Source organism: Streptomyces aidingensis, assembly GCF_900112355.1.
GTDB lineage: Bacteria > Actinomycetota > Actinomycetes > Streptomycetales > Streptomycetaceae > Streptomyces > Streptomyces aidingensis.
Genome location: NZ_FOLM01000001.1, coordinates 877,406 through 889,195, shown reverse-complemented (window position 1 = coordinate 889,195; position 11,790 = coordinate 877,406). Strand labels below are relative to the sequence as shown.

Annotated in this window: 9 protein-coding genes, 2 tRNA genes and 1 pseudogene; 1 reads left to right on the top strand and 11 read right to left on the bottom strand. The window is 74.8% G+C overall.

All coding sequences use genetic code 11. The features are described 5' to 3' along the window. Positions 1 to 20: 20 nt before the first annotated feature. On the bottom strand, positions 21 to 962 hold the full coding sequence (gene holA, locus BM242_RS03880; RefSeq protein WP_425443807.1) for a DNA polymerase III subunit delta: 942 nt from the start codon (positions 960 to 962) through the stop codon (positions 21 to 23). Positions 963 to 1,121: 159 nt separating this feature from the next. Here holA and BM242_RS29980 point away from each other — a divergent pair, with 159 nt between their 5' ends. Beyond that, positions 1,122 to 1,364 carry a hypothetical protein gene (locus BM242_RS29980; RefSeq protein WP_093837342.1) on the top strand — a complete coding sequence of 81 codons (243 nt, stop codon included), beginning with the start codon at positions 1,122 to 1,124 and terminating at the stop codon, positions 1,362 to 1,364. On the opposite strand, the pseudogene BM242_RS03870 reads toward BM242_RS29980, so the two are convergent. From BM242_RS03870 to rsfS, 10 genes and pseudogenes are all read right to left on the bottom strand, one after another. Next, a pseudogene (locus BM242_RS03870) lies at positions 1,358 to 3,919 on the bottom strand (ComEC/Rec2 family competence protein); the annotation flags it as partial. The gene BM242_RS29980 and the pseudogene BM242_RS03870 overlap by 7 nt on opposite strands. Further along, complete coding sequence (locus tag BM242_RS30710; RefSeq protein WP_093837125.1) at positions 3,906 to 4,730, bottom strand: ComEA family DNA-binding protein; 825 nt, start codon at positions 4,728 to 4,730, stop codon at positions 3,906 to 3,908. The gene BM242_RS30710 and the pseudogene BM242_RS03870, both read right to left, overlap by 14 nt. A gap of 120 nt (positions 4,731 to 4,850) precedes the next feature. After that, entirely contained in the window at positions 4,851 to 5,708 is an 858-nt protein-coding gene (locus tag BM242_RS03860) for a DegV family protein (RefSeq protein WP_093837124.1), read from the bottom strand. An 81-nt stretch (positions 5,709 to 5,789) separates the two neighbouring features. Further along, entirely contained in the window at positions 5,790 to 6,416 is a 627-nt protein-coding gene (locus tag BM242_RS03855; protein ID WP_175541236.1) for a hypothetical protein, read from the bottom strand. Positions 6,417 to 6,582: 166 nt separating this feature from the next. After that, positions 6,583 to 9,474, bottom strand: coding sequence for a leucine--tRNA ligase (leuS, locus tag BM242_RS03850; RefSeq protein WP_093837123.1), 2,892 nt, complete (start codon positions 9,472 to 9,474; stop codon positions 6,583 to 6,585). A gap of 295 nt (positions 9,475 to 9,769) precedes the next feature. After that, a tRNA-Ala gene (locus tag BM242_RS03845) sits at positions 9,770 to 9,842 on the bottom strand. A 31-nt stretch (positions 9,843 to 9,873) separates the two neighbouring features. Further along, positions 9,874 to 9,946: transfer RNA gene (locus BM242_RS03840), tRNA-Ala, on the bottom strand. Between the two features lie 124 nt (positions 9,947 to 10,070). Then, positions 10,071 to 10,304, bottom strand: coding sequence for a hypothetical protein (locus tag BM242_RS03835; RefSeq protein WP_093837122.1), 234 nt, complete (start codon positions 10,302 to 10,304; stop codon positions 10,071 to 10,073). Positions 10,305 to 10,589: 285 nt separating this feature from the next. Further along, a complete protein-coding gene (locus BM242_RS03830; protein ID WP_093837121.1) occupies positions 10,590 to 11,246 on the bottom strand; it encodes a histidine phosphatase family protein in 657 nt (218 codons plus the stop codon). After that, positions 11,243 to 11,677 (bottom strand): ribosome silencing factor, encoded by a 435-nt coding sequence (gene rsfS, locus BM242_RS03825; protein ID WP_093837120.1) that lies wholly within the window; start codon positions 11,675 to 11,677, stop codon positions 11,243 to 11,245. Before rsfS ends, BM242_RS03830 begins: the two co-directional genes overlap by 4 nt. Positions 11,678 to 11,790 lie beyond the last annotated feature (113 nt).

The window sequence follows — 11,790 nt, the reverse complement described above, 5'->3', positions numbered from 1 at the left end:
CGGCGGCCGGGCGCGGCGGGTCAGCGCCGGGAGCGGGCGGCCCGCGCGACGGCCACCACCGCCTTCTCCAGCGCATAGGCCGGATCGCTGCCGCCGCCCTTGACCGCGGCGTCCGCCTCGGCCACCGCCCGCAGCGCCGCCGCCACCCCGTCCGCGCTCCAGCCGCGGGTCTGCTGCCGCACCCGGTCGATCTTCCACGGCGGCATGCCCAGCTCCCGGGCCAGATCCGCGGGCCGGGCGCCGGACGGCGCCGAGGCCAGCCGGCCGATGGACCGCACGCCCTGCGCCAGCGCGCTGCTGACCAGCACCGGGGCCACGCCCGTGCCCAGCGCCCAGCGCAGCGCCTCCAGGGCCTCCGCGGCCCGGCCCTCCACGGCCCGGTCGGCCACCGCGAAGCTGCTCACCTCGGCGCGCCCGGTGTAGTACCGGGCCACCACGGCCTCGTCGATGACGCCGTCCACATCCGCGGTCAACTGGCCGCAGGCCGAGGCCAGCTCGCGCAGATCACTGCCCAGGGCGTCCACCAGCGCCTGGCAGGCCTGCGGCGAGGCGCTGCGCCCGGCGGCCCGGAACTCGTTGCGCACAAAGGCGAGCCGGTCGGCGGGCTTGGTCAGCCTGGCGCACGCCACCTCCCTGGCGCCGGCCTTGCGGGCCGCCTCCAGCAGCGCCTTGCCCTTGGGGCCGCCGGCGTGCACCAGCACCAGCGCGATCTCCTCGGCCGGGGCGGCCAGATAGGCCTTGAGCTCCTTGACCGTGTCCGCGGCCAGATCCTGGGCCTGCCGGACCACCACCACCTTGCGCTCGGCGAACAGCGAAGGGCTGGTGAGCCCGGCCAGCACGCCCGGCTGGAGCTCCCCCGGCGCCAGATCCCGCACATCCGTGTCCGGGTCGTCGGCCCGGGCCGCCGCCACCACCTCCCGCACGGCGCGGTCCAGCAGCAGCTCCTCCTGGCCCACGGCCAGGGTGAGCGGCGCCGGAGGCCCCTGCGCCCCCTGCGCACCCCGTGCCCCGGCTCCCGCCCTGCCTGCGTTGTTCGCGTTCCCGGCCATCCCGCACAGCATCCCACGCGCCACCGACAGCCCGCGCGCGGCCCGGTCGCGGGCGGTGTGCACAATAACGCCGTGACCGACGCACGACACATTCTGGTGCTCCCGGACCGGGACGCCGCGGAAGAGGCCGCGGAAGAGGTGGCCGAGCTGCTCGGCCTGGAGGACCGGCCCCCGGTCGTCCGGGAGTCCCTGGCCGGTGAGGACGATGCCGAGGACGCCCAGTGGCTGGTCGTGGTGGACGACCCCGGGGACCACGACCCGGCGAGGCTGCGCACCCTGGCCGAGCAACACGACGGCTGGCTGGAACAGGAATAACCCGCCGCACGCCGCCGCCTGCCCCGCCCGGTGACGGCGGTGGGGCCGGGCGTGAGGGCGATGGGGCCGTGGCGGTCGGTGCGCAGGGTGAGGGCGCCGAGGCCGTGCAGGACGGCCAGGGTCTCCGGGGCCGGGTGGCCGTAGGAGTTGTCCGCCCCGGCGGAGATGAGGGCGATCCGCGGGCGCAGCCGCTCCAGCAGCGGCCGGTGCTGGTAGGCGGACCCGTGGTGCGGCACCTTGAGCACGTCCACCGCGGGCAGCTGCGGATGGGCGGCCAGCAGCGCCTGCTGGGCGGGCGGTTCGATGTCGCCGGGCAGCAGCACGGTCAGTCCGTGCGCGCGGAGCAGCAGGGTGATGCTGGCGTCGTTGGCGCCGTGGCCGGCCGGCCGCTCCGGCGGCCACAGCACCTGCCAGGCCAGCCCGGCGCCGAGGGTACGGCGCTCGCCGGGCGCCGGCGCGGTGAGCGGGATGCCGGCCTCCCGGGCCGTGGCCTCCACCCGGTCGGCCTGCCCGGGCTCCTCCCGCACCGGCGAGGTCTGGATGGCGGTGACGTCCCGGCCGCGCAGCACCCCGGGCAGGCCCGCCACATGGTCGGCGTGAAAGTGCGTCAGCACCAGCAGCGGGATGTGGGTCACCCCGAGTTCCCGCAGGCAGCGGTCGACCGCCCGCGGGTCGGGGCCGGTGTCCACCACCAGTGCCGAGCCCTCGCCCGCCCGCACCACCAGGGCGTCGCCCTGCCCGACATCGCACACCACCAGCAGCCAGCCCGGCGGCGGCCAGCCGGTGAGCAGTGCGGTCAGGGCGGGCGGCCGGAGCAGGGCCAGCAGGAGCAGCAGGGCGGCGCAGGCGCCGGCCGCGGGACGGCGGACGGCGCGACGGCCCAGCGCGAGCAGCGCCACGGTGAGCGCGGCGAGCAGCGCGGCCCCGGCCCAGCCGCCCGGCCAGCCCAGTTCGGCGCCCGGCAGCCCGGCCCCGGTACGGGCCACCGCGGCGATCCACCGGGCCGGCCAGGCCGCCAGCCAGGCCAGTGCCTCGGCGGCGGCCGGGGAGACCGGGGCCAGGACCAGCGCCGCCCAGCCGAGCACGGTGGCCGGCGCGAAGGCCGGTTCCGCCAGCAGATTGCACGGGATCGCCACCAGGCTGACCCGGCCGGCGAAGACCACGACGATCGGCGCGCACACCACCTGGGCGGCGCCCGCCGCGGCCAGCCCCTCGGCGAGCCGGGCGGGTATGCCGCGCCGCCGCAGGGCGTCGCTCCAGCGCGGGGCCAGGGTGAGCAGCGATCCGGTGGCCGCCACCGAGAGCAGGAAGCCGAAGGACCGGGCGTGGCCGCCCGGGTCGTACAGCACCAGCAGCAGGACGGCGGCGGCCAGCGCGGGCAGCAGCGAACGGCGCCGGCCGGTGGCCACGGCGAGCAGCGCGATCGCGCCGCACACCGCGGCCCGCAGCACGCTGGGGCCCGGCCGGCACAGCACCACGAAGCCCGCCACCACACCGAGCCCGAGCAGCGCGGTGGTGCGCAGCTCAAGGCCCAGCAGCGGGGCCAGTCCGCCGCGCTCGGCCCGTGAGGCCCGGGCGGGCCGGCCGATCAGCACCGCCAGGATCAGGGTGAGATGGGCGCCCGACACCACGATCAGATGCGCCATGTCGGCCGCCCGCACCGCCTCCTGAAGGTCCGCGGGGAGCCGGGAGGTGTCGCCGACGACCAGGGCGGGCAGCAGGCCGCGCGGATCCCCGGGCAGCGGCTCGGTGGCGTCGCGCAGACCGGCACGGAGCCGGCCGGCCAGGCGCTGCGGCAGGCCGGGCTCCGTGGTGACCTCGGGCGGCTCGGTGCCGTCGGCGACCAGGACCGCGGCGATCCGGCGGGAGGTGCCCGGATGCGGCGGGGCGAGGCGGGCCGCGGTCCGCAGCCGGGTGGTGGGCAGCAGTTCCGCCCATGCCCTCCGGTCCGGCGCATCGTCCGGGAGGCCGGTGACCACCAGCAGCACGGGGCTGCGGAGCCGGGTGGCGGTGCCGTCGGGGGTGGTGACACGGTGTGCGGTGGCCTCGACGAGGAGCGGCCGGGGGCGGCCCGCGTCCTCGGGACCGGAGCGGGCCGGGCGCGGATCGGCGGTGACGGCCAGCTCGACGGTGACCTGCCGGTGCTCCGCGGCCAGGGCGGGCAGCGGGCCGCCGAGGGCGGCTGCGGTGTGCAGTCCGGTGACGGTGGCCGCCGCCGCGGCGCAGAGCAGCGCCAGGGCGGTCGCGGTGAGCAGCGGCCGGTGCCGCGCCGCGGACGGCCGGGCGAGTCCCCGGGACAGGGCCCGGGACAGGAGCAGGACGAGCACGGCCGCGCCGCCACCGGCCAGGGCCAGGGCCGCGGTCAGCCGGGCCGGGGTGCCGAGGGTGAGCGCGGCCATGGCCCAGGCGGCTCCGGCGGCGGGCAGCAGCCGCAGATCGGCGGGGTGGTCCTGGCGCGGGTGGGAGGCGCCCAGACGGTGCCCGGAGGCGGCGTGCACCGGATGGCGCGGCGGCGGCGGCCCGGGCCCGGCCGCGGCCGGGTCACAGGACGACACGGTCCCGCAGCTCGGCCAGGCGCCGGTCCCCGATGCCGGTGACCTCCAGCAGCTGCTCGACGGCGGTGAAGCGGCCGTGCTCCTCCCGGTGGGCGATGATCGTGGCCGCCAGCACCGGGCCGATCCCGGGCAGGGTCTGCAACTCCTCGGCGGTGGCCGTGTTCAGGGCGACCGGGGCGGGTCCGGCGGAGGGCCCGGCCGGGGCCGGGGCGGGCCCGGGCGCGCCGACCACCACATGCTCTCCGTCGGTCAGCACCCGGGCCCGGTTGAGGCCGGTGGTGTCGGTGCCGGGGGTGACGCCGCCGGCCGCGCGCAGCGCGTCGGCCACCCGGGAGCCGGCCGGCAGGGTGATCACCCCGGGCTCCGCCACCTTCCCGGCCACGTCGACCACCACGGTCTCCGCCGCCCCGTCCGGCTCCCCGGTGCCGGTCCGGGAAGGGGAGCCGTCACCGGAGAGAGAGCCGTCACCGGAGGGGGAGCCGTCGGTGGAGACGGCGACGGGAACCGCCTCCGGCGGCGGCGCGGCCCGCGGCCGGCCGGTGGCGTAGTGGTGCACCGCGAAGCCCGCCGCGATGGCCAGTACCACGCCGACCGCGGCCAGCGTTCTGGGCGGAACGCCGCAGCGCGGCGCCGCCCACCGCGGCAGCCGGTCCAGCACCGCCAGCCGCGTCCGCCGCCGCCAGGGCAGCGACGGCATGTCCTCCGCCCCGGCTGCCCCGGCTCCGGGGCCGGCGGCCGGAGCGGGTCCGGTGAGCAGCGCCGACGCGCGCTCCCGCACATCCCGCCGGCCGCCCTGTGCGCGTTCTGTCATGCCAAGGGACGGTAGAGGGCACCGGCCCCAACAAGTTGATCATGATGCGAACCTGTGGATAACCCGCCCGGGAACGAGCGGCACACCCCGCCGGGGCAGCGGCCCGGCACCGGCGGCCGGTCAGCGCGGGGCGACGACCGCGCCCAGCAGCCCCGGGCCGGTGTGGGCGCCGAGCACCGCGCCGACCTCGCCGACATGCAGTTCGCCCAGCTCCGGCAGGCGCGCGGCCAGCCGCTCCGCGAGTTCCGCCGCACGCTCCTGGGCCGCCAGATGCTGGATCGCGATGTCCACCGGGCCGCTGCCCGCGTGCCCCACCGCCAGCTCCTCCAGCCGTGCGATGGCCCGCCCGGCGGTGCGCACCTTCTCCCGCGGTTCGATGCGCCCCCCGGCCATCTCCAGCAGCGGCTTGACCGCCAGCGCGGACCCGAGCAGGGCCTGCGCGGTGCCGATGCGTCCGCCGCGGCGCAGATGTTCCAGCGTGTCGACGTAGAAGAACGCCGCCGTGCCCTCGGCCCGCTTGGCCGCCGCGGCAGCCGCCTCGTCGGCGGTGCCGCCCGCCTCGGCCGCCTCGGCCGCGGACAGCACCGCGAAGCCCAGCCCCATGGCGATCAGCCTGCTGTCCACCACCCGTACCGGTACCGGCGCCTCCTTGGCGGCCAGCAGCGCCGCGTCATGGGTGCCGGAGATCTCCGAGGACAGATGGACCGAGACGATCGCGCGGGCACCGCCCTCGGCGAGCCGCCGGTAGGTCTCGGCGAACGCGGCCGGGCTGGGCCGGGAGGTGGTCACCGCCTGCCGCTGCCGCAGCGCCTGGGTCAGCCGCCGGGCGGCGTCCTCGGTGCCGTCCTCCACCGCCTCGCCGTCCAGCACCACCGTCAGCGGCACCGAGGTGATCCCGTGCCGCCGCAGCACCGGCTGCGGCAGATGGGCCGTCGAGTCGGTGACGATGGCGGGCGTCGGGGCAGCGGCACGGGGCATGGATCGGAGGATACGCGAGCGCTTCGCCTCCGGCCCCGCCGTCCCGGGCTCGCGGCCCGCCCCGGCCCGCCGGCCCGCGCGTCAGGGGGTCTCGTTGCGGGGTGCCTTGCGGAAGAGCTCGCGGCGCGGCGGCTGGGGCGGCAGCGCCTGCCCGCCGTCCTGCTCGGGCGTCGTCCAGTGCCGCAGCGCACCCGACTCGATCTCGATCTGCCGTTGCAGCGCGTCGAGTTGCTCGGCGTCATGATGCAGCACGCGGTCCTGCGCGGCATGCCGCAGCGAGTCCGCCGAGGCCTTGATGCGGTCGGCGCGCTCGCGCAGTCCGGGCAGCCGGGCGGCCAGCCGGGAACGGTCCGGCTCCACGTCCATCAGCATGGCGAGCTCGCCGTCCACCTGCTGGGCGTGCTCGTGCAGCCGCTCCAGCAGCGACTGGGCCTCGCCCAGCGCCGGGTCGTTGCGCGAGACCGCCGCCAGTACCGTCCGGGTGCTCTCCAGCGACTCGCGCAGCTCCTTGCGGGCGCGCGCCGCCTCGCCGAGCGGCCCCGGCTGGGTGGCCCGGGCACGCAGGGTGGCGTCGGTGACGGCACGCCTGGCCTGCCGCACACCCCGCTCGATACCGCGCCTGGCGGCCCGCACGCCGCGTACCGTGACGATGACGGCCACCGTCAGAAACGCCAGTGTCAGGGCCACGATGGCGAGCACGATTTCCATGGTCCGCTCCGCTTCCGCTCCGGCTTCCGCTTCGGCCGCCCGGTCCCGCTTCGCGCCGGAAGCACCGCCGCCGGCTGTCCCTCAAGGGTATGCCCATGGCGGCGGGAGGGGGACGGCGCGGAGCCCGGAGGGAGTTCCGGGCCGTCCCCTACGGGAGCCCGGCCGGTCAGGCCGGGACGATGTTGACCAGCTTGGGCGCCCGGACGATCACCTTGCGCACGCCCGCGCCGCCCAGTGCGGCCACCACCGCGGGATCGGCCAGCGCGGCCCGCTCCAGCTCCTCCTCGGCGATGGCCGGCGAGACCTCCAGCCGGGCCCGCACCTTGCCCCTGACCTGCACCACGCAGGTCACCGTCTCGTCCACCACATAGGCCGGGTCGGCGCGGGGGAACTCCTGGTGCACCACCGAATCGGTGTGGCCCAGCCGGTGCCACAGCTCCTCGGCGATGTGCGGGGCCAGCGGCGCGATCAGCCGCACCAGGGTGGCGGCGACCACCCGCGGGGTGCGGCCCTGCTTGGTGACATGGTTGTTCAGCTCGGTGATCTTGGCGATGGCGGTGTTGAACCGCAGCCCGGCGAAGTCCCGGGTCACCCCGTCGATCGCCTTGTGCATGGCGCGCAGGGTGGCCTCGTCCGGCTCCTCGTCCGCGACCACGCACTCCCCGGTGGCCTCGTCCACCACATTGCGCCACAGCCGTTGCAGCAGCCGGAACTGGCCGACCACCGCGCGGGTGTCCCAGGGGCGGGAGACGTCCAGCGGGCCCATGGCCATCTCGTACAGCCGCAGGGTGTCGGCCCCGTACTCGGCGCAGATCTCGTCCGGGGTGACCGCGTTCTTCAGCGACTTGCCCATCTTGCCCAGTTCCCGCCGGACCTGCTCGCCGCCGTGCCACCAGGTGCCGTCCGCCCGCTCCTCGACCTCGGCGGCCGGGACCGGGAAGCCCCGCGGGTCGCGGTAGACATACGCCTGGATCATGCCCTGGTTGAACAGCTTGTGGAACGGCTCGGCCGAGGAGACATGGCCCAGGTCGTACAGCACCTTCTGCCAGAAGCGGGCGTACAGCAGATGCAGCACGGCATGCTCGGCGCCGCCCACATACAGATCCACCCCGCCGTGCGGCTTGGTCTCCTCCGGGCCCATCCAGTAGCGCTCGATCTCCGGGTCGACCAGCTTCCCGGCGTTGTGCGGGTCCAGATAACGCAGCTCGTACCAGCAGGAACCGGCCCAGTTGGGCATGGTGTTGGTCTCCCGCCGGAAGGGGCGCGGGCCGCGTCCGTCGCCCAGGTCCAGGGTGACGTTGACCCACTCCTCGTTGCGGGACAGCGGGGTCTCCGGCTGGGTGTCGGCGTCCTCCGGGTCGAAGGTGCGCGGCGAGTAGTCCTCCACCTCCGGCAGTTCCAGCGGCAGCATGGACTCCGGCAGCGCGTGCGCCACGCCGTTCTCGTCGTACACCACGGGGAACGGCTCGCCCCAGTACCGCTGCCGGCTGAACAGCCAGTCGCGCAGCCGGTAGTTCACCGTGCCCCTGCCCACCCCGGCGGACTCCAGCCAGGCCGCCATCCGGGCCTTGGCCTCGGGCACCGGCAGCCCGTCCAGCGAGACCTCGGGCCCGGCCGAGTTGATGATCCGCGCCTCGCCCGAGACAAAGGCCGTGTCCCAGTCGGCCGGGTCCGTGGAGCGGCCCTCGCCCGGGTCGACCACGCAGCGCATCGGCAGGCCGAAGGCGCGGGCGAACTCGAAGTCCCGCTGGTCGTGGGCGGGCACCGCCATGATGGCGCCGGTGCCGTAGCCCATCAGCACATAGTCGGCGATGAACACCGGCAGCCGCTCACCGTTGACCGGGTTGACCGCCCAGGCGCCGGTGAAGACCCCGGTCTTCTCCTTGGCCTCGGCCTGCCGCTCCACATCCGACTTGGCCGCCGCCTGCTTGCGGTAGGCGGCCACCGCCTCCGCCGGGGTGGCGTAGCCGCCGGTCCAGGCGTCCTTGGTGCCCGGCGGCCAGGCGGCCGGCAGCACCGCGTCGATCAGGTGGTGCTCCGGCGCCAGCACCATGTAGGTGGCACCGAACAGGGTGTCGTGACGGGTGGTGAAGACGGTGATGGCGCCGTCCGCCTCGGTCTCCCCGCCGTTGCCGGGCCGGGCCGCCGGGCGCTGCACGGCGAAGTCCACCCGGGCGCCTTCGGAGCGGCCGATCCAGTTGCGCTGCTGCAGCTTGATGGCCTCCGGCCAGTCCAGCGCGTCCAGATCGGCCAGCAGCCGCTCGGCATAGGCGGTGATCCGCATGTTCCACTGCCGCAGCTTGGCCTTGAAGACCGGGAAGTTGCCGCGCTCGGACCGGCCGTCCGCGGTGACCTCCTCATTGGCCAGCACGGTGCCCAGCCCCGGGCACCAGTTGACCGGGGCGTCGGTGGCATAGGCCAGCCGGTAACCGCCCAGCACATCGGCGCGCTCGGTCTCGGTCAGCTCCGCCCAGGGCCGGCCGTCCGGGGTCGGCCGCTCGCCGGCCTCGAACTCGGCCACCAGTTCCGGGATCGGCCGGGCCCGGTCCGCCCGCTCGTCGTACCAGGAGTTGAAGATCTGGACGAAGATCCACTGGGTCCAGCGGTAGTAGTCCGGATCGATGGTGGCGAAGGAGCGGCGCCGGTCGTGGCCCAGGCCCAGCCGCCGCAGCTGCGCCGTCATGGTGCCGATGTTGGCCTCGGTGGACACCCGGGGGTGGGTGCCGGTCTGCACCGCGTACTGCTCCGCCGGCAGGCCGAAGGCGTCGAAGCCCAGGGTGTGCAGCACATTGTGCCCGGTCATGCGCAGATAGCGGGCGTAGACATCGGTGGCGATGTACCCCAGCGGATGACCCACGTGCAGTCCCGCACCCGAGGGGTAGGGGAACATGTCCATGATGAACTTGCTGGGCCGGCGGGCGCGGTCGTCACCGGCCGGCGCCGCCAGGTCGCCCTTGGGGTTCGGCGCCTGATAGGTGCCGTGCTGCTCCCAGTAGTCCTGCCAGCGCGCCTCGATGTCCGCCGCCAGCGCGGCCCCGTACCTGTGTGTGTCGGTCATCGCTCCAGCTCCAGCATTGGATCGTCGTCTGCTCCGGACATGAAAAAGCCCCTCGCTCAGGAGGGGACGCCGCGCCGACTCCGCCACAGGGGGCGGCCGTGGTCAGCGCGGCCCGGTAAGCAGAAGGCGTACGGCACGCATGGAGGTAGCCTACCGCACTCGGCGGGGCACAGAAGCGGAGGCGGCGGGCCGGACAGGACCGCAAAAGAATGGGCGGACGGATGAGCGGGATCACCGGATCCCCGCATCCTGTCCGCCACTCCGTTACCCGCTCGGGAGACGCATCTTCAGCTTGTGGAGCTAAGGAGAATCGAACTCCTGACCTCTTGCATGCCATGCAAGCGCTCTACCAACTGAGCTATAGCCCCATGATGGGAAGCCGCTGCGACGGGAGACCCGTGGAGCTAAGGAGAATTGAACTCCTGACCTCTTGCATGCCATGCAAGCGCTCTACCAACTGAGCTATAGCCCCTGAGCTTTTCCTGCGGTCTCCCGCGCGGCGACGCCTACTGTACACGGCCGCCGGGGTGCGATGCCAAATCGGTTCCCGCCGGAGCCGGCCGCCGTCGCACCGGCACAACCGGTGCGGCCCGGGCTCAGGCGCTGGCAAAGGTGTAGAAGCGTTTCAGGGTGCAGTGCTCCTCCAGCAGGCGCCCGTAGATGGGCTCCCCCTCCAGTTCCCGGTACACCTCGATCGGGTCGCCTTTTATGATCAGCGCCCGCGCGCACTCCACGCACCAGTACTGGTACGACGGGTTCACCGGCTCCAGATCGCGCACGATCGGGGTACCGCTGCCACACCAGTCGCATTTCCGGCTGTGAGCACCCATGCGCAATCAGCTCCGGCCTCGGTCGCGGGCGTAGCGCACGTGGACATCCTCCGTCGTCACAGGAGCGTCACCGCCGGCCGACCCCGCACAGGGCACGGCAGGGGACGTCCACGGTGCTGCGGCTCGGCCCCGGACCCCGGTCCGGCGGATTCGATTCTGCCACGGCCCATACCCTTCAGATAAGCGAGAAATCCCGCCTCCCTGTCAAGGGAGACGGGATCGATACCCAGGCGGTTCACCGCACGGGTGAACTCTTCCGGCCCACCCGGGGTGAGCCAAGGAGAATCAGGTGTCGTCGCCGATGACGGGGGCCGGGAGACTGCTGGCGTTGTGCTCCAGCAGACGCCAGCCGCGCACGCTCCAGCCCAGCACCGACCAGCAGCAGTTGGACAGCCCGCCCAGCGCCTCCCAGCTCCCCGGGTCCAGCCCGATCAGCCGGCCGATGGTGGTCCGGATGGTGCCGCCGTGGCTGACCACCACCAGCACACCGTTGTCCGGCAGCTTCTCCACCGAGCGCTCCACGCATGGCGCCGCCCGCTCCGCCACCTCGGTCTCCAGCTCGCCGCCGCCGCGCCGCACCGGCTCGCCGCGCTTCCAGGCGGCGTACTCCTCGCCGTACCGGGCCATGATCTCGTCGTGCGTCAGGCCCTGCCAGACACCGGCGTAGGTCTCCCGCAGCTCGGTGTAGTGCTGCGCCTCGACGCCGGTCAGCGTGGCCAGCTCGGCCGCGGTGTCCCGGGCGCGTCGCAGGTCGGAGGCGATGATCGCGTCCGGCCGGAGCCGGGCCAGCATCTGTGCCGAGCGACGTGCCTGGGCCACGCCCTCCGCGGTCAGGTCGATGTCGGTGCTGCCCTGGAAGCGGTTCTCCACGTTCCACGCGGTCTGGCCGTGCCGCCACAGCACGATCCGGCGGCCCCGGCCGCCGCCCGCCGGCCCGCTCAGCGGAACTCACCGCCCGGCCTGCCGGCCCCGGCCTCGGCCTGCTCGGCGGAGGCGCCGCGGGTGCGCCGGGCGTCCTCGGGCAGGGGCAGTTCCGGGCAGTCCTTCCAGAGCCGCTCCAGGGCGTAGTAGGTCCGCTCCTCGGAGTGCTGCACATGCACCACGATGTCCACGTAGTCGAGCAGCACCCAGCGGCCCTCGCGCTCGCCCTCGCGGCGCACCGGCTTGGCGCCCAGGCGCCGGGAGAGTTCTTCCTCGACCCCGTCCACGATCGACCGGACCTGTCGGTCGTTGGGCGCCGAGGCGATGAGGAAGGCGTCGGTGATGGAGAGCACGTCGCTGACGTCGTACGCGATGATGTCGTGCGCCAGCTTGTCGGCCGCGGCCTGGGCGGCGACCGTGATCATCTCGGTGGCGCGTTCGGTGGCGGTCAAGATGCAGCTTTCTCCCTCGCTCGGGGATACCGCGTTCCAGGGTCTCATGAACCCGCATGGAGCAGCTTCCCGGGACGGGTACCCCGGCGCACGCGGTTTTCGCCGCGCCCGCG

Excerpts from the sequence above, each read along its gene's own strand:
- leuS (WP_093837123.1), bottom strand. The coding sequence starts at position 9,474 with ATGACCGACACACACAGGTACGGGGCCGCGCTGGCGGCGGACATCGAG.
- BM242_RS03835 (WP_093837122.1), bottom strand. The coding sequence starts at position 10,304 with ATGGGTGCTCACAGCCGGAAATGCGACTGGTGTGGCAGCGGTACCCCG.
- BM242_RS03860 (WP_093837124.1), bottom strand. The coding sequence starts at position 5,708 with ATGCCCCGTGCCGCTGCCCCGACGCCCGCCATCGTCACCGACTCGACG.
- BM242_RS30710 (WP_093837125.1), bottom strand. The coding sequence starts at position 4,730 with ATGACAGAACGCGCACAGGGCGGCCGGCGGGATGTGCGGGAGCGCGCG.
- BM242_RS03855 (WP_175541236.1), bottom strand. The coding sequence starts at position 6,416 with ATGGAAATCGTGCTCGCCATCGTGGCCCTGACACTGGCGTTTCTGACG.